At 71.2% G+C, this 16682-nt stretch carries 14 protein-coding genes; 1 reads left to right on the top strand and 13 read right to left on the bottom strand.

What is annotated here, in order from left to right; translation table 11 throughout:
• Position 1: 1 nt before the first annotated feature.
• Both OG522_RS23275 and OG522_RS23270 read right to left on the bottom strand, forming a co-directional pair.
• Positions 2-289: a DUF3039 domain-containing protein gene (locus tag OG522_RS23275; protein ID WP_078966510.1), complete on the bottom strand. Its 288-nt coding sequence runs from the start codon at positions 287-289 to the stop codon at positions 2-4.
• A 55-nt stretch (positions 290-344) separates the two neighbouring features.
• Positions 345-905: a YqgE/AlgH family protein gene (locus OG522_RS23270; RefSeq protein ID WP_053727200.1), complete on the bottom strand. Its 561-nt coding sequence runs from the start codon at positions 903-905 to the stop codon at positions 345-347.
• A gap of 308 nt (positions 906-1213) precedes the next feature.
• Here OG522_RS23270 and murA point away from each other — a divergent pair, with 308 nt between their 5' ends.
• Positions 1214-2554: a UDP-N-acetylglucosamine 1-carboxyvinyltransferase gene (gene murA, locus OG522_RS23265; RefSeq protein WP_329464930.1), complete on the top strand. Its 1341-nt coding sequence runs from the start codon at positions 1214-1216 to the stop codon at positions 2552-2554.
• Between the two features lie 191 nt (positions 2555-2745).
• Here murA and OG522_RS23260 read toward each other — a convergent pair whose 3' ends face one another.
• From OG522_RS23260 to OG522_RS23210, 11 genes are all read right to left on the bottom strand, one after another.
• Positions 2746-3027 (bottom strand): HU family DNA-binding protein, encoded by a 282-nt coding sequence (locus tag OG522_RS23260; RefSeq protein WP_003968811.1) that lies wholly within the window; start codon positions 3025-3027, stop codon positions 2746-2748.
• A 372-nt stretch (positions 3028-3399) separates the two neighbouring features.
• Positions 3400-4833 carry an NAD-dependent malic enzyme gene (locus OG522_RS23255; RefSeq protein ID WP_329464929.1) on the bottom strand — a complete coding sequence of 478 codons (1434 nt, stop codon included), beginning with the start codon at positions 4831-4833 and terminating at the stop codon, positions 3400-3402.
• A gap of 464 nt (positions 4834-5297) precedes the next feature.
• Positions 5298-7691, bottom strand: a complete 2394-nt coding sequence (locus OG522_RS23250; RefSeq protein WP_443074738.1) for a HelD family protein — start codon at positions 7689-7691, stop codon at positions 5298-5300.
• Positions 7692-7808: 117 nt separating this feature from the next.
• Entirely contained in the window at positions 7809-8570 is a 762-nt protein-coding gene (locus OG522_RS23245; RefSeq protein WP_329464927.1) for an anti-sigma factor family protein, read from the bottom strand.
• Complete coding sequence (locus tag OG522_RS23240; RefSeq protein ID WP_329467703.1) at positions 8567-9154, bottom strand: sigma-70 family RNA polymerase sigma factor; 588 nt, start codon at positions 9152-9154, stop codon at positions 8567-8569. Before OG522_RS23240 ends, OG522_RS23245 begins: the two co-directional genes overlap by 4 nt.
• Positions 9155-9323: 169 nt before the next feature.
• Positions 9324-9884 carry a CGNR zinc finger domain-containing protein gene (locus OG522_RS23235; protein WP_329464926.1) on the bottom strand — a complete coding sequence of 187 codons (561 nt, stop codon included), beginning with the start codon at positions 9882-9884 and terminating at the stop codon, positions 9324-9326.
• Between the two features lie 101 nt (positions 9885-9985).
• Entirely contained in the window at positions 9986-10495 is a 510-nt protein-coding gene (locus OG522_RS23230) for a GNAT family N-acetyltransferase (protein WP_329464925.1), read from the bottom strand.
• 47 nt (positions 10496-10542) lie between these two features.
• Positions 10543-11697, bottom strand: coding sequence for a uroporphyrinogen-III synthase (locus OG522_RS23225; RefSeq protein ID WP_329464924.1), 1155 nt, complete (start codon positions 11695-11697; stop codon positions 10543-10545).
• A gap of 105 nt (positions 11698-11802) precedes the next feature.
• The gene (locus OG522_RS23220; RefSeq protein WP_329467702.1) at positions 11803-13140 is read right to left on the bottom strand and encodes a nitrate/nitrite transporter; all 1338 of its coding nucleotides are present in this window, start codon (positions 13138-13140) and stop codon (positions 11803-11805) included.
• 143 nt (positions 13141-13283) lie between these two features.
• The gene (locus OG522_RS23215; protein ID WP_329464923.1) at positions 13284-14441 is read right to left on the bottom strand and encodes an acyltransferase family protein; all 1158 of its coding nucleotides are present in this window, start codon (positions 14439-14441) and stop codon (positions 13284-13286) included.
• Entirely contained in the window at positions 14438-16552 is a 2115-nt protein-coding gene (locus tag OG522_RS23210) for a bifunctional polysaccharide deacetylase/glycosyltransferase family 2 protein (protein WP_329467701.1), read from the bottom strand. Before OG522_RS23210 ends, OG522_RS23215 begins: the two co-directional genes overlap by 4 nt.
• Positions 16553-16682 lie beyond the last annotated feature (130 nt).

The raw sequence follows: 16682 nt of genomic DNA, 5'->3' as shown, positions 1-16682 counted from the left end.
CCTACTTCTTGTCCTTGCCGCCCTTGTCCTTGTCGCCACCGGCGCCCATGGACTCGTAGATCTCCTTGCACATCGGGCAGACCGGGTACTTCTTCGGGTCGCGCCCCGGCACCCAGACCTTGCCGCAGAGCGCGACGACGGGCGTACCGTCGAGCGCGCTCGCCATGATCTTGTCCTTCTGGACGTAGTGGGCGAAGCGCTCGTGGTCGCCGTCGCCGTTCGACACCTGGGGTGTCGGCTCTACGAGGGTCCCCGTACCTGCCCCGCGCTCGGGCTCAAGAGTGCTCATGACCACCAAGGGTACTGAAAGCAACCGGATTGGGCGGCAGGGTGTCGCCGGGGCGTCAGTTGAGCGAGGGATCGTCCGGGTAGGTGGCGACCATCGCGAGCTCGCTGCGCTGGCGGCGCAGCACCGCCCGCCACAGGCTCTCCGGCTCCGGGGACGAGACGTCGCCGGGCTCCGACTCGACCACGTACCAGGCGCCGTCCGTCAGTTCGTCCTCCAGCTGCCCCGGCCCCCAGCCCGCGTACCCGGCGAAGATCCGCAGCGAGCCGAGCGCCGCGGCGAGCAGTTCCGGCGGGGCCTCCAGGTCGACCAGGCCGATCGCCCCGTACACCCGCCGCCAGCCCAGCGGGCCCTCGTCGCCCGGGATCACGGCCACGCCGAGGGCCGAGTCCAGCGATACGGGACCGCCCTGGAACACCACCCCGGGTTCGCCCGCGAGGCCCGCCCAGGATTCCAGGATGTCGCCGACACCGACCGGTGTCGGCCGGTTGAGGACCACGCCGAGCGTGCCCTCCTCGTCGTGGTCGAGGAGCAGCACCACCGCCCGGTCGAAGTTCGGGTCCGCGAGGGCGGGAGTGGCGACGAGCAGCCGCCCTGTGAGCGAGGACACCTCGGTCATGCCGACATGATCCCGCATAACCGGCCCGTACGGGAGACAAGGTGCCGCGCCAAGCGCGTCGTTGGGGGGCGGTGGCAGGGTGACGGATGGGCGCACGGCAGCAATGGGGCGCACGGCGTTTTTGAGCCCCGCGATCCGCGCCCCGGCGCCGGGAGGCGCCCGGTGACCCTCCGCAGGAGTCCCTGCGCGGAGCGTGCTGTAGCGAATTCATTACACACGTGAACCGTCCTTGGCCTTATGGGGCAGGGGTGAAAGCCCCTTACCCTTTACCCCTGCCCCTTGCCCGACCACTCCGGAACGCGAGATTCATGACCGGCACAGACGATGTACTGCTTGTCCACGGCGGCACCCCGCTCACGGGCGAGATCCGCGTCCGCGGCGCGAAGAACCTCGTGCCGAAGGCGATGGTCGCCGCGCTGCTCGGCAGCGGCCCGAGCAGACTGCGCAACGTGCCCGACATCCGCGACGTCCGCGTCGTACGGGGCCTGTTGCAGCTGCACGGCGTGACGGTGCGCCCCGGCGAGGAGCCGGGCGAGCTGATCCTCGACCCCTCCCACGTCGAGTCCGCCAACGTCGCCGACATCGACGCGCACGCGGGTTCCTCGCGGATTCCGATCCTGCTGTGCGGCCCGCTGCTCCACCGGCTCGGCCACGCCTTCATCCCGGGCCTCGGCGGCTGCGACATCGGCGGCCGGCCCATCGACTTCCATTTCGAGGTGCTCCGCCAGTTCGGCGCGACCATCGAGAAGCGCGCGGACGGCCAGTACCTGGAGGCCCCGCAGCGGCTTCGCGGCTGCAAGATCACGCTGCCGTACCCGTCGGTCGGCGCGACCGAGCAGGTGCTGCTGACCGCCGTACTCGCGGAGGGCGTGACCGAACTCTCCAACGCCGCGGTCGAGCCGGAGATCGAGGACCTCATCTGCGTGCTGCAGAAGATGGGCGCGATCATCGCCATGGACACCGACCGGACCATCCGCGTCACCGGTGTCGACAGCCTCGGCGGCTACACCCACCGCGCCCTCTCGGACCGTCTGGAGGCCGCCTCCTGGGCGTCCGCCGCGCTGGCGACCGAAGGCAACATCTACGTCCGCGGCGCCCAGCAGCGCTCGATGATGACGTTCCTGAACACCTACCGGAAGGTCGGCGGCGCCTTCGAGATCGACGACGAGGGCATCCGCTTCTGGCACCCCGGCGGCTCGCTCAAGTCCATCGCCCTCGAAACGGACGTGCACCCGGGTTTCCAGACCGACTGGCAGCAGCCGCTGGTCGTCGCCCTCACGCAGGCCACCGGCCTGTCCATCGTCCACGAGACGGTGTACGAGTCCCGGCTCGGCTTCACCTCGGCCCTGAACCAGATGGGCGCGCACATCCAGCTGTACCGCGAGTGCCTGGGCAGCTCGGACTGCCGCTTCGGCCAGCGCAACTTCCTGCACTCCGCGGTCGTGAGCGGCCCCACCAAGCTCCAGGGCGCCGATCTGGTCATCCCGGACCTCCGGGGCGGCTTCTCGTACCTGATCGCGGCCCTGGCGGCGCAGGGCACCTCGCGCGTCCACGGCATCGACCTGATCAACCGCGGCTACGAGAACTTCATGGAGAAGCTGGAGAGCCTGGGGGCCAAGGTCGAGCTTCCGAACGGTTCGTTGGTCTAACCCTGCTGGGACTTCGCCCCAGACCCCTGCGGGCCGGCACCAGCGCTGTCAGGGGCGCGGGGAACTGCGCGACCAGCCACGCACGGTCCGCAGCCGGGGTTCCTGGCGCAACGCAAAGGGCGGCCACCCTGTGGAGACAGGGTGGCCGCCCTCAGTGTTGCTGCTAAGCGACCTTGCAGAGCGAAGGACGCTTACTTGCCCTTGGCGGCTTCCTTGAGCTTCGAGCCCGCGGAGACCTTCACGCTGTAACCGGCCGGGATGTTGATCGGGTCGCCGGTCTGCGGGTTACGAGCGGTACGAGCGGCACGGTGGGTGCGCTCGAAGGTCAGGAAGCCGGGGATGGTGACCTTCTCGTCGCCCTTGGCGACGATCTCGCCGACGGTCTCGGCGAGAGCGGCCAGCACGGCGTCGGCGTCCTTGCGGGTCACCTCGGCGCGGTCGGCCAGCGCGGCCACCAGCTCACTGCGGTTCATGTTGTTACTCCCGTGTTCTTCTTGCCTGTGAGGCGTGAGATCGAAGCCGATGCTGCCAGGGCCCTCGGACAGCCCCCGGACCCGGGTCCGTTCTCACGTTCCTCGTGTCCTGGGGGTTCCCCCTGGACGAAGTCCTTGGGGGAGCATCCTGCCCCCACCTGTGGCGGGAAAGCCAATCCGGCACCCTCCCGAGTCACACCGAGTCACACGAAAAGCGCCCCTGCCTCGACAGGGTGACGCTCCGTCGACTCCGTATGCACTGCGTGGAGAGACCCCCCGAGGAGTCCCGGGAGGCTGCCGGCGCGGATGCGGGTCATGGTCCGCCACCCTAAGGGGGCGTTACTTGGCCCGCATCCCGCGACGCGCCGGAGCTCAGACCGACGTGGGGCCCGTCACAGTGGCGCCGGCGGACTTGGCGGCGTTGCGCACGGCTCCCGCGACGGCCCCGGCGACCTTGTCGTTGAAGACCGACGGGATGATGTAGTTCGCGTTGAGCTCGTTCTCCGCCACGACGTCCGCGAGCGCGCCCGCGGCGGCCAGCATCATCTCGGTGTTGACAGTGCGGGACTGAGCGTCCAGCAGGCCCCGGAAGACGCCCGGGAAGACCAGCACGTTGTTGATCTGGTTGGGGAAGTCCGAGCGGCCGGTGGCCACAACTGCCGCGGTCTGGCGGGCGATTGCGGGGTCGACCTCGGGGTCCGGGTTCGCGAGCGCGAACACGATCGCGCCGTCGGCCATGGCGGCCACGTCGTCGCCGTTCAGGACGTTCGGGGCGGAGACGCCGATGAAGACGTCGGCGCCGACGACGGCCTCCTTGAGGGTGCCGGTCAGACCCTCGGGGTTGGTGTTGTCGGCGATCCAGCGCAGCGCCGACTCGGGGCTCGCGTCGACCAGGTCGGCGCGGCCCGCGTGCACGACGCCGTGGATGTCGGCGACGACGGCGTTCTTGACACCGGCGGCGAGCAGCAGCTTGAGGATGGCCGTACCGGCCGCGCCGGCGCCGGACATGACGACGCGTACGTCCCCAATTCCCTTGCCCACCACGCGCAGTGCGTTGGTCAGCGAGGCGAGCACCACGATCGCGGTGCCGTGCTGGTCGTCGTGGAAGACGGGGATGTCGAGGGCCTCGCGCAGCCGGGCCTCGATCTCGAAGCAGCGGGGCGCGGAGATGTCTTCGAGGTTGATGCCCGCGAAGCCGGGGGCGATCGCCTTGACGATCTCGACGATGGCGTCGGTGTCCTGGGTGTCCAGGCAGATCGGCCAGGCGTCGATGCCGGCGAAGCGCTTGAAGAGGGCGGCCTTGCCCTCCATGACGGGCAGCGCGGCCATCGGGCCGATGTTGCCGAGGCCGAGTACCGCGGAGCCGTCCGTCACGACTGCGACGGAGTTGCGCTTGATGGTGAGGCGGCGGGCGTCCTCGGGGTTCTCGGCGATCGCCATGCACACGCGGGCCACGCCCGGGGTGTAGATCATCGAGAGGTCGTCACGGTTGCGGATGGGGTGCTTGGACGCCATCTCGATCTTGCCGCCGAGGTGCATCAGGAACGTACGGTCGGAGACCTTGCCGACCTCGACGCCCTCGACCGAGCGGAGCTTGTCGACGATCTCGTCCGCGTGCGCGGTCGAGGTCGCCGCGATGGTGACGTCGATGCGCAGCTTCTCGTGGCCGGAGGCGGTCACGTCGAGGCCGGTGACCGAGCCTCCGGAGGACTCCACGGCCGTGGTGAGCTGGCTGACCGCGGTCCCGCTCGCGGGGACCTCCAGCCGGGCCGTCATCGAGTACGAGACGCTGGGCGCCGTTGCCATGACCGGGTTCCTCTGCTTTCCCTAGCTTCGTTGCCAGCGCCGCCCGGCTGTGGCGCAAGGCGGCGCTATCCGATGGTCGCACCTACTGGCTGGTAGCCGATAATGGGCGCCCTTTTTCGGAAAGTAATTTCCACCATACGAGAAATTGACAGTCCGACGGAAGCCCCTGCCGCCGATCCGGACCGATGAGTGACCGAGGACGGACCAAGGACGGACCGAGGATTGACCGACGAGGGACCGACGGCCCCGCCCACCTTCCACCAACAACAACAGGCCCACGCCATCCGCAGATGACGTGGGCCTGTCGCTCACGTTAATGACACCGACCCGCCATGCTCGCCTCGCGGCAAGTGGTCGCTCTAAGCGACTAAGGTTGGGCCCGGGGGCTTGGATCGAGCCGGTGCCACACCCAGGCTAACAAACCACCCCGGGAAGTGATCCCCGCATCGCGTGTTGACTCACATTCAATCGCGCAGAAGGTCCGGCACCCCGTCCGCGTCGGGCTCGTCGCGCTCGCCGGAGATGACCGTGAGCTGCTGGGTCGCCCGGGTCAGCGCCACGTACAGGACCCGCAGTCCGGCCGGAGACTCGTCCGCGATCTCCGCCGGGGACACGACAACGGTGGCGTCGTACTCCAGGCCCTTCGCCTCCAGGCTGCCCAGCGCCACGACGCGCTCCCCGAGCCCCGCCAGCCAGCGCGCAGCCTGGTCGCGGCGCCGCATCGCGACGACGACGCCGACCGTGCCGTCCACCTGGTCGAGCAGCCGCGCCGCCTCCTCCCGTACGGACCGGGCGAGGTCCCCGTCGCGCACGGGGGCGAACCGCGGCTCCACCCCCGTCGAGCGGACCGCGGCCGGGGACTTCATGCCCGGCATCGCCAACTCCAGTACCTTGGCGGCCAGTTCGGCGATCTCGGCCGGGTTGCGGTAGTTCACCGTGAGCTCGAAGCGGCGGCGCGGGCGGCTGCCCAGCGCCTCGTCGCGGGCCTCGGCCGCCTCGTCCGGGTCGGACCACGAGGACTGGGCGGGGTCGCCGACCACCGTCCAGGTTGCGGTGCGGCCGCGGCGGCCGACCATCCGCCACTGCATGGGTGTCAGGTCCTGCGCCTCGTCCACGATGACGTGCGCGTACTCGGTGCGCTCCTGGGCGAGCCGCTCCGCGCGCTCGCGCTGGCTCTCCTCGCGCTGCGGCATCAGCTCTTCGAGGCCGGTGAGCGCGTCCAGCGGGTCGTACTCGCGCTTCCTGCGCGGCCTCGCCGGGGCGCCGAGCAGCGTCTCCAACTCGTCCAGGAGCGCCACGTCGTGCACCGAGAAGGCGCCCTCGGCGGTCCGGGCCAGCGAGCGGGCGAGACGGCGCACCTCGCCCTGGTTGAGGGTGCGCCGGGCCCAGCGCGCGAGGCGCCGCTCGTCGGCCATCGCGGCGAGCACCCCGCGCGGGGTGAGCTCCGGCCACCACGCGTCGAGGAAGGCGATGAAGCTGTCCTCGGAGGAGATGTCGTCGTCGAAGGAGGAGCGCAGTTCGGCGGCGAGTTCCGGGTCGGTGTGGCGCCCGGCCGCGCCGGACTTGGCCCACAACGCGTCGAGCAGCAGCCTGCGGGCGCGCGGGCGCAGCAGGTTGACGGGCGCGGTGCCGCCGAGCACGCTCTGGCGGATGTGGCGCAGTTCGTCCGCCTCCAGCTCGATGCGGGCGCCGAACGCGACGACCCGAAGCCGCCGTCCGGGCTGGGGGGCGGGCGCCTCCTCGCCGAGGGCGAGCTGGCGGCCGCCGCGGCGTCTGGAGCGACCGCTGTTCTCCCCAGGGCCTTCCAGGGCGCCCCTGGCGGCCTTGCGCAGCACGTGGAGCATCCGCGAGGAACCCTTGATGCGGGCGACCGCGGGGTCGTCGTACTCGGTCGCCTCCGCGCCGTCCACGAGGTTGCCGACCGCACGGATCGCGACCTGGCCCTCCTCGCCGAGCGAGGGCAGCACGCCCTCGGTGTACGCCACGAGCAGCGGGGTCGGCGAGACGATCAGGATGCCGCCCGCGTAGCGGCGCCGGTCCTGGTAGAGCAGATAGGCCGCGCGGTGCAGCGCGACGGCGGTCTTGCCGGTGCCGGGGCCGCCCTCGACGTACGTCACGGAGGCGGCCGGGGCGCGGATCACCAGGTCCTGTTCGGCCTGGATGGAGGCCACGATGTCCCGCATGGTGTGGCTGCGGGCCTGGCCGAGCGCCGCCATCAGCGCGCCGTCGCCGATGACGGGCAGCTCGGCGCCGTCCAGGGTCGCCTTGAGCTCGGGGCGCATCAGGTCGTCCTCGACGCCGAGCACCTTGCGGCCCTTGGACCGGATGACCCGGCGGCGTACGACCCGGCCGGGGTCGACCGGCGTCGAGCGGTAGAACGGCGCCGCGGCCGGTGCCCGCCAGTCGATGACCAGCGGCGAGTAGTCGGCGTCCAGCACGCCGATCCGGCCGATGTGGAGGGTTTCCGCGATGTCGGCCGTGCCGTCGGGGCGCACGGCGTCCTCGGCCGGATCGACCGAGGTGTACGCGCCGTCCGGGCCCTTCTTGCCGTCCTTGCCGAGCAGCAGGTCGATCCGGCCGAAGAGGAAGTCCTCGAACTCGTTGTTGAGCCGGTTGAGGTGGACCCCCGCCCGGAAGACCTGGGCGTCGCGTTCGGCGAGTGCGCCGGGCGTTCCGACCTGACCGCGCTTGGCGGCGTCGTTCATCAGGAACTCCGCCTCGTGGATCTTCTCCTCCAGGCGGCGGTACACCTGGTCGAGATGTACCTGTTCCCCAGCGATTTCGCGTTCCCGGACCGAATCCACAGCGGATTCGGAGGTACCGGCAGCGGAATCGACAGCGGCATCCTGCGCGGCCACCGAGGCCCCCTTCTGACGTGCATTGGGCAGCCGTCAACCGTACGCGACGGGGGACCCTGTGTCAGGCCACAATTCGGCGTCCGACCGCATGTCGGGACGAGGGGGGCCGGGCGCGGCTCACGCCGGGACGTCCACGAGGGCCTTCCCGTCGAACGTACGGACCTCGAAGTGGTCGATCTGGTCGCGGTTCAGCGCGGTGCCGCCGTGCACGTACAGCGGGTACTTCGCCGACGGGTGCGGGCTGTCCTTGATGCCGTAGCCCCAGTTCGGCACGGCCCAGGACGTCACCGTCTCCTGCTCGCCGTTCTTGGCGACCGCGATCAGGCTGCACTTCAGCGGGCCCTTGACGTTCTTCAGCTCCAGGACGGTGTGGGTGCCCCAGGCCTTGGCCTCGGTGCCCACGGTCGCGGTGACCTGGGTCGCCGGGTCGGTGGCCGAGACCTTCTGGCTCATGTGGTTGAAGAAGGCGTCCTCGGCGGGGCTGGTCGGGTGCGCCTCGGCGCTCTGGTGGGTGCCGGTGTCCTCGGAGGCCACCACGACGGCGACCGCCGGTCCCCCGAAGATCAGCGCGGCCGCGGCCGCGAGCAGATACGTGGCGCGCTTGCGGCGCTTGACGCGCTGGGCCGCGACCTGGCCGATCAGGGCCTCGGTCATCCCGGGCGGGACCGGCCGCAGCGGCTGGGCGGCGGGGCCCGGGAACTCCTTCAGGGTGGCCAGCATCGGTTCCATGCCCGCGAGGGCGTCGAGTTCCGCGGCGCACAGCTCGCAGCCGGCGAGGTGCGCCTCGAAGGCGGTGGCCTCGGCGTCGTCGAGGATGCCGAGCGCGTAAGCGCCGACCGCCTCGTGCAGCGAGCCCTCGGCGAATTCCCCGGTCGTCATGCCGTCACCCCCCGTTCCTCCAGTGCGAGTTTCATGGAGCGCAGTGCGTAGAACACCCGGGACCGCACGGTCCCGCTGGGTACGCCCAGCGCCTGGGCCGCCTCATTGACCGTACGGCCCTTGAAGTACGTCTCGACCAGCGCCTCCCGGTGGGCCGGGGTCAGGTCGTCGAGCGCGTCGGAGAGGGTCATCAGCCACAACGCCTTGTCGATCTCGTCCTCCGCGGGCATGACCTCCAGCGGCGACGGATCGACCTCCTGCGGCCGGGCCTGCCGGCTGCGGTGGGCGTCGATGACGATGCGGCGCGCGACCGTCACCAGCCAGGGGCGGACCGAACCGGTGGCCCGGTTGAGCTGACCGGCGTTCTTCCAGGCACGGATGAGCGTTTCCTGCACGACGTCCTCGGCGCGCTGGCGGTCCCCCGCGACCAGGCGCATGACGTACGCGAGCAGCGGTCCCGCGTGTTCGCGGTACAGCGCCCTCATCAGCTCCTCGTCGGGCACGGAGCGGTGCCGGGCCCCGAGTGGGCGGTCATCGGCCACGGCGGCATCCTTGCGCAACCGGCACCTCCAGGTCGAGACCATTCCGGCGTGCGGCTGCGCGCCGGTACACCTCCCCATACGGATGGTTGACGGGAACCATTCAAAAGCGGCGGGTTTTTCTTTCTCCGGCCTGCTCAGACCCGTGCCCGGCGGACCCGGGGCTGTTCGGGCTCGGTCCTGATCGGGCTCGGGCCCGCGGAGCGGGGTCCGCTCAGAGCGCGGCGACGCGGCGCCGGTGGCGGGCGACCCGCTCCCGGTTCCCGCACACCTCGCTGGAACACCAGCGGCGCCGCCGGCCCCGCGAGGTGTCCAGATACAGCAGCCGGCAGTTGTCGCCCTCGCACTGGCGCAGCCGGGCCCGCGCCTCGGGGTCGGTGAGCAGGTCGACGGCGTCGCGGGCGACGGCGGCGAGCAGCGCGCCGCATTCGGGGGCGCGGCTCAGGGTGCGTACGAGTCCGCCGTCGGCGCCCCGGATCGCACGTACGCCCGGGGGTGCGGCGGCGGCGAGCGCGTTGACCCGGTCGAGTGCGGCGGGCGCGCCGCCGACCGGTCCATTCAGCTCGGCCATGACCAACTGGCCGATGCAGTAGCGCAGTTCGATGAACCGGGCCGGCCAGTCGCCGTCGAGTCGGGTGAGCGGCGTGCCGCGGGGGACCAGGCCGGCCCGCAGCAGCCATTGACCCAACTGTGCGGTGCTGTCGAGCTGTTCTCTCTCGTACGCCCCGGTCGCCAGCAGATCCAGACAGATCCGCCCCGAGTCGAACCGCACCATGCGCCTGTCACCGCCTAGGGGTTACCGGTGAGTGCCACCCCCCAGAGTGCCCGCCGCGGGCCGCCCCCGGAACCCCTCCTACCGGCCGGTTGGCCGGGCGGTCACCGTGCGGGCGGCCCGTCGTGCAGGATCCGCTGGAAGAGGCGGTGGTCGCGCCACTCGCCGTCGATGTGCAGATAGCGCGGAGCGAGTCCGAACTCCTCGAAGCCGGTCTTGCGCAGGACGCGCTGGGAGGCGGTGTTGTGCGGCACGGTGCCCGCCTCGACGCGGTGCAGTCCGAGCCGGTCGAGCGCCAGCCGGCAGGTCTCCTCGACGGCACGGGTGGCCAGGCCCCGGCCGGTGTACTCGGCGTCGACCCAGTACCCGAGGCTCGCGCTGCAGAACGGCCCGAGCGCGACCCCGGACAGCGTGGCGAGCCCGACGATCCGGTCGCCGTCGGCACAGACGAGTCGGTGCGCCCCCACATCCGAGAGCCGCTCCGCCTGGCCGGCGGCCGTGTAGAAGGCATCGGCCCGGTGCGGCTCCCAGGGCCGCATGTGCTCCCGGTTGCGCAGCAGGGCGGCGGCGAGGGCGGCCGCGTCGTCGAGGACCGCGGGGCGAATCGTGATCATGTCCGTACGGTAAACGGCGCAGGCCCCGCGGCGGGCCCGGCGGTCGCTCAGCCGTCCGAGTACTTGGCGTCGGCCGCCGCGTCGAGGGACAGCCGGTAGCCGCGCTTGACCACCGTCTGGATGAGGCGGGGGGCGCCAAGTGCCGTGCGGAGCCTGGTCATCGCCGTCTCCACCGCGTGTTCGTCGGTGCCCGAGCCCGGCAGCGCGCGGAGCAGTTCGGCGCGCGGGACCACCCAGCCGGGGCGCCTGGACAGGGTCCGAAGGAGGGCCATTCCGGCCGGTGGGACCGGGCGCAGGTCGCCGTCCACCAGGACGGCGTGACCGCGGATCTCGACGCGGTGGCCGGCCAGCGGCAACACCCTTGAGCGGGCCGGGAGTTCGGTGCACAGGAGCTGCACCAGCGGACCGAGGCGGAAGCGTTCGGGGGCGAGTGCCGGTACACCGCGGGCCTGCAACGGCAGCGCGGTGACCGGGCCGACGCAGACCGGCAGCACGTCGTGGTGGAGCGCGCCGAGGAGTTCGGCGAGCATGCCGCGCTCCTCGGCTCGCGACAGCAGGGAGGCGGCGGCCGGGGCGCTGGTGAAGGTGAGCGCGTCCAGGCCGCGCGAGAGCGCCGCGTCCAGGAGCCGGTCGAGGGGCGCGATGTCCTCCGGCGGCATCCACCGGTAGACCGGCACCCCGATGACCTCCGCGCCGCCGGCGCGCAGCGACTCCACGAAGCCCGGCAGCGGCTCACCGTGCAGCTGGATGGCGATCCGCCGCCCCGCGACGCCCTCGGCGAGCAGCCGGTCGAGCACCTCGGCCATCGACTCCGAGGACGGCGACCACTGCTCGGTGAGACCCGCGGCCCGCACGGCCCCCTTGACCTTGGGCCCGCGCGCGAGCAGTTCGACGCCCTGGAGCGTCGTGAGGAGCGCGTCGCCGATCCCCCAGCCGTCGGCCGCCTCGATCCAGCCGCGGAACCCGATGGCGGTGGTGGCGACCACCGTGTCGGGGACCTTGGCGATCAACTCCCTGGTGGCGTCCAGGAGTTCACTGTCGTCGGCGAGCGGCACGATGCGCAGGGCGGGTGCGTGCACCACCGCGGCTCCGCGCCGGGTGAGCAGCGCGGTGAGCTCCTCGGCGCGGCGGGCGGCGGTGACGCCGACGGTGAACCCGGCCAGGGGTCCGTGCGGCCCGGCCCCTTCTGGTTCTGCGGACATGACTCTCCAGGGGTGGTGCGGTGACGACCGAGCCTGCCAACGGGGCGTGACGTGCGCGGTTCACCTTGGTTTCCCTGCTGTTACGTCACGCCCCGCCGGCAAGGATCACACTTCGGCGTAGGCGGGCGCGGGTGCGGTGGCGGAGACGGCTTCGGCGGGCCGGCGCACGTATACCGCCCAGGTCACGGTGAAGCACACCGCGTAGCAGCCGAGGAAGGCCGCGAAGGCGGTGGTGCCGGTGCCCGCGGTCTGGAAGGACTGCCGGAAGGCGAGGTTGATGGCGAGCCCGCCGAGCGCGCCCACCGCCCCGATCAGGCCCATGGCGGCCCCCGAGAGCCTGCGGCCGTGGGCCGCGGCGGCCTCCCCCACGAGCCCGCGCGCCAGCGCCTTGGCCTGGAAGATGCCGGGGATCATCTTGTACGTGGAGCCGTTGCCGAGCCCGCTGAGGACGAACAGGGCGATGAACCCGGTGAGGAAGACCGGCAGCGACTTCTGGACGGAGGCGTACAGGACGACCGAGGTGGCGGCGGCCATCGCGGCGAAGTTCCACAGGGTGATGCGGGCGCCGCCGTACCGGTCGGCGAGCCGGCCGCCGACGGGCCGGATCACGGAGCCGAGCAGCGGTCCGATGAAGGTGAGCGAGGCGGCTTGCAGGGGGGTGCGCCCGAACTGGGTCTGCAGAACGAGGCCGAAGGCGAAGCTGTAGCCGATGAAGGAGCCGAAGGTGCCGACGTACAGCAGCGCCATGATCCAGGTGTGCCCGTCCCGCAGCGCCTCCTTGGCGGCGCCGGTGTCGTTGCGCACCGGCGCCAGGTTGTCCATCCGCAGGGCGGCGCCGAGCGCGGCGAGCACGATCAGCGGCAGGTAGACGGCGAGCACGATGCGCGGGTGGGTGGCGCCGGCGGTGGAGATGACGAGCAGCCCGACGAGTTGCACCACCGGCACGCCGACGTTGCCGCCGCCCGCGTTGAGCCCCAGCGCCCAGCCCTTCTTGCGCAGCGGGAAGAAGGCGTTGATGTTGGTCATCGAGGAGGCGAAGTTGCCGCCGCCGATCCCGGCGAGGGCGGCGACCAGGAGGAAGGTGGTGTACGAGGTGCCGGGCTCCATCGCCAGGTAGGCGGCGACGGTCGGCACGAGCAGCAGCAGGGCGCTGAAGACGGTCCAGTTGCGGCCGCCGAAGCGGGCCACGGCGAACGTGTAGGGGATGCGGGCGAGGGCACCGACGAGCGTCGCCATGGAGATCAGGAAGAACTTGCCCGCGGGGTCCACGCCGTAGGCGGGCCCCATGAAGAGCACCATCACCGACCACAGGGTCCAGATGGAGAATCCGACGTGTTCGCTGAACACGGACAGGTACAGGTTGCGGCGGGCGACGCGCTCGCCGGTCTCCTTCCAGAAGGTGTCGTCCTCCGGCTCCCACCGCTCGATCCAACGGCCAGCCATCATGCCTCCACGGTCGGTTCGCGTCTTGTGGAAGCGACCGTAGGGACGGGGGGTTTCGGCCGCGTGCCGCCGGGTGACCGGGGTGCAACCTTGTCTTCACGGGTGCCGGGCGGCGGCGGTGAGACCGCCGCCGCCGGATGGTGTCAGGCGGGCCAGAGCCTGGGGCGCCGCTTGGCCGCCACGTCCTCGACCCAGCCGACGCCGAGCACGCACAGGCCGATGAGGATCCAGGTCACGGCGAGTACCGGCCACGAGCTGTTGAGGAACTTCGCGGCGCCCGCCAGCGCGTCGATGCTCCACAGGTCGTCCCACAGCGTCGCGGCGACCAGGATGCACAGGTTGTGCCACAGGTAGATCGTCACGGCGCGGGAGTTGAGCAGGGTGATCAGGCGGTCCCAGCGGCGCAGCGGGGCCGGCCACTGGGCCCACGAGGGGCTGATGTGCAGCAGCAGGAGCACCGCGCCGAGCGACCACAGGGTCTGCGCCAGCGGGATCGAGTCGAGCTCGGTGTCGCCGGTGATCGAGAACCCGCCGTGCACCGCCCACCAGTAGCCCGCGGCCATCACGAACGGGGCGAGCGAGGGCACCAGGTAGTTCGGCAGCCGCCTCAGGACGCCCTCCTGGCGGGCCATGCCGAGGATCCAGCAGGCGCCGAAGGTGGCGAAGTCGGTGAGCGCGGAGTCGATGCGCTGGGGCAGCCCGAGGTTCACGAACTCCAGGAGCGCGGACAGGGCGACCGGCGCGAGGATCGTCGGCCAGGCCGTGCGCCGCAGCAGCGTGCGGAAGAGCGGCGAGAGCAGCACGAACCACAGGTAGGCGCGCAGGTACCAGAGCGGTTCGGCGAGGTTGGCACCCCAGTTGTCGCCGAGCACGCCGTGGATGCCGGGCAGACCGGCCGCGTACGGCGGGTCGCTGAGCGGGAGCACCCAGAACAACAGGTGCCCCCACCACCAGGCGGGGTGCCCGTCGCTGTCGGGTCCCCAGCCCTGGGCGAGCATGCCGGTGATGCCGACCGCGCCGAGCAGCCACATCGGCGGCAGGAGCCGGCGCAGGCGGCCCCGGACGACCTGTACGGCGGGCCGCTTGAGCGAGCGGGCCATCAGGTTTCCGGCGAGCGCGAACATCACGCCCATGGACGGGAAGGCGAGCGGCAGCCAGGCCCAGCCCATCAGGTGGTAGAGCACCACCCGGAACAGGGCCAGCGCGCGCAGGAAGTCGAAGTAGCGGTCGCGGGCGGGCGGCCTGGGCGGCGGGGCGGAGGGCCCGGCGGCCGCTCCCGGAACCTCCACGTACGAGGTCATACCGCGGGCCTTTGCTCGCCGGCGCGGGCCGCCGGGTTGCCGGGCGCCTCGACCGCGCCGGTGCGGCGCAGCTTCTGCCAGCGCAGCCGGCCGCCGGTCACCGCGGTGATCCAGGACTGGAGCAGCACGACGTACATCAACTGCCGGTACATGACCTGCTGGAGCGGCAGCGACAGCAGATGGGTCAGGCGTTCCTTGTCGAGCCGGAAGGCGTAGGCGGCGCAGATCCCCTGGATCAGCAGGACGCCGAGCCAGGCCAGGATCGTCTGCTCGGTCTTGCCGAACACGATCCCGTACAGCAGGAAGATGTCGATCAGCGGCGCGAGCAGCGGCGCGAGCACCATGAACGCGGCGACCAGCGGGAGTCCGACGCGGCCGAAGCGGCCCGAGGGGCCGCGGTCCTTGACGGCGCCGCGGTGCTTCCAGATCGCCTGCATCGTGCCGTACGACCAGCGGTAGCGCTGGGACCACAACTGCTGGACGGACTCGGGGGCCTCGGTCCAGGCGCGGGCGTTCTCGGCGTAGACCACCCGCCAGCCGTCACGGTGGATCGCCATCGTGATGTCGGTGTCCTCGGCGAGGGTGTCCTCGCTCATGCCGCCGACCCGCTCCAGGGCCTGGCGGCGGAAGGCGCCGATCGCGCCGGGGATGGTGGGCATGATGCCGAGCAGGTCGTACATGCGGCGGTCGAGGTTGAAGCCCATCACGTACTCGATGTGCTGCCAGGCGCCGATGAGCGAGTCCCGGTTGCCGACCTTGGCGTTGCCCGCGACCGCGCCGATGCGGATGTTGCCGAAGGGCTGCACGAGTTCGCCCACGGTGGTCGGCTCGAAGACGGTGTCGCCGTCCATCATCACGACGATCTCGTAACGGGCGTGCGCGATGCCGTTGTTGAGGGCGGCGGGCTTGCCCGCGTTCTCCTGACGCACCACCCGCACGTTGGGCAGCCCCATCGCCTCCACGATGTCGGCGGTGCCGTCGGTCGAACCGTCGTCGATGACGATCACTTCGATCGGATGATCGCTGGCCATGAGCGAACGAACGGTATTGGCGATGCATTCGCGTTCGTTGTACGCGGGAACGAGTACCGAGACCGGTTCGGTGACCGGCGCTCCCCACTGGAAGTCGCGTTTGCGGACCTTGCGGGCGTGTACGAACGACAGCACCAGCATCAGGCCGAAGCGGACGAAGACCAGGATGCCGACGATGGCGAGACCGACGACCAGGACGTCGGTGGTGTGCTCGGCGACCTGGACGGCACCGACGAACGCCTTGCCCTTCCACAGGTCCCAGCCGCTGACCGGGGTGAGCGCGCTCGGCGCGCCCAACGCGTCGGTCAGGTTGACGAAGGTGTAGCCCGACTCCTGCATGTCCGGCAGGAACTTGTCGAGCGCGGCCACGGTCTGCGAGCGGTCGCCGCCGAAGTCGTGCATCAGGACGATGGCGCCCTTGTTGTCCTCCGGGGTGGCGTTGTGGATGATCTTCTTCACCCCCGGCCGCTGCCAGTCCTCGCTGTCGGTGGAGTCGAGCGCCACGACGTAGCCCCGGCTGCCGACGTACTGGACGACCGGCCAGGTGTCGTTGTCCATCGCGTCTGCGAAGGAGGAGTACGGCGGCCGGAACAGCGAGCTGTGGACGCCGGCGGCGCCCGCGAGCGCGAGCTGGTTCTCCGAGAGCTCGCGGTCGATCCGGGACTTCGACTGGTAGGACAGGTCGGGGTGGTTGAAGGTGTGCAGGCCGACCTCGTGGCCCTCGGCGACCATGCGCTTGATGAGGTCCGGGTAGCGCGAGGCGTTCGTCCCGGTCACGAAGAAGACCGCGTGGGCGTGGTACTTCTTCAGCTCGTCGAGCACCTTCGGCGTCCAGGTGGGGTCCGGGCCGTCGTCGAAGGTGAGCACCAGCTTGTGGTCCGGGACCTGAAGGCTGACCGGATGGCCGGGCTTGCGCGCGTCGATGACCGGGCCGCCGTCGATGATCTTGTCGGGCACCTTGTCGGTGGGCGCGGGATCGCGGACCCGGTGGTCGGCGGAGATCTCGCTGTGCACATAGCCGCGCAGCATGAGCATGGCGACGAGCGCGACGAGGAGCAGCAGCGGCAGCAGGTACCGCATGGGCAGCCGCTTGCGCCGCGGGGCCCGCGGCTTGGCCTGGGTGGTTCTCATGGGAGGTGTCGTTACGCCTTCGGGCCGGTACGCGGTGGATGCCGTACGGGGTTGGTGCTCAGGGCCGGTGTCCGCGGCC

The organism is Streptomyces sp. NBC_01431 (assembly GCF_036231355.1).
Lineage (GTDB): Bacteria > Actinomycetota > Actinomycetes > Streptomycetales > Streptomycetaceae > Streptomyces.
Note: the sequence above shows the minus strand (reverse complement) of the source record. Positions and strands in the feature narration are given on the sequence as shown.

What these genes read in the sequence shown, in the direction of transcription:
- OG522_RS23275 (WP_078966510.1), bottom strand. Translation starts at nt 289, where the DNA reads ATGAGCACTCTTGAGCCCGAGCGCGGGGCAGGTACGGGGACCCTCGTA.
- OG522_RS23270 (WP_053727200.1), bottom strand. Translation starts at nt 905, where the DNA reads ATGACCGAGGTGTCCTCGCTCACAGGGCGGCTGCTCGTCGCCACTCCC.
- murA (WP_329464930.1), top strand. Translation starts at nt 1,214, where the DNA reads ATGACCGGCACAGACGATGTACTGCTTGTCCACGGCGGCACCCCGCTC.
- OG522_RS23260 (WP_003968811.1), bottom strand. Translation starts at nt 3,027, where the DNA reads ATGAACCGCAGTGAGCTGGTGGCCGCGCTGGCCGACCGCGCCGAGGTG.
- OG522_RS23255 (WP_329464929.1), bottom strand. Translation starts at nt 4,833, where the DNA reads ATGGCAACGGCGCCCAGCGTCTCGTACTCGATGACGGCCCGGCTGGAG.
- OG522_RS23245 (WP_329464927.1), bottom strand. Translation starts at nt 8,570, where the DNA reads ATGACGACCGGGGAATTCGCCGAGGGCTCGCTGCACGAGGCGGTCGGC.
- OG522_RS23240 (WP_329467703.1), bottom strand. Translation starts at nt 9,154, where the DNA reads ATGGTCTCGACCTGGAGGTGCCGGTTGCGCAAGGATGCCGCCGTGGCC.
- OG522_RS23235 (WP_329464926.1), bottom strand. Translation starts at nt 9,884, where the DNA reads ATGGTGCGGTTCGACTCGGGGCGGATCTGTCTGGATCTGCTGGCGACC.
- OG522_RS23230 (WP_329464925.1), bottom strand. Translation starts at nt 10,495, where the DNA reads ATGATCACGATTCGCCCCGCGGTCCTCGACGACGCGGCCGCCCTCGCC.
- OG522_RS23225 (WP_329464924.1), bottom strand. Translation starts at nt 11,697, where the DNA reads ATGTCCGCAGAACCAGAAGGGGCCGGGCCGCACGGACCCCTGGCCGGG.
- OG522_RS23220 (WP_329467702.1), bottom strand. Translation starts at nt 13,140, where the DNA reads ATGGCTGGCCGTTGGATCGAGCGGTGGGAGCCGGAGGACGACACCTTC.
- OG522_RS23215 (WP_329464923.1), bottom strand. Translation starts at nt 14,441, where the DNA reads ATGACCTCGTACGTGGAGGTTCCGGGAGCGGCCGCCGGGCCCTCCGCC.
- OG522_RS23210 (WP_329467701.1), bottom strand. Translation starts at nt 16,552, where the DNA reads ATGCGGTACCTGCTGCCGCTGCTGCTCCTCGTCGCGCTCGTCGCCATG.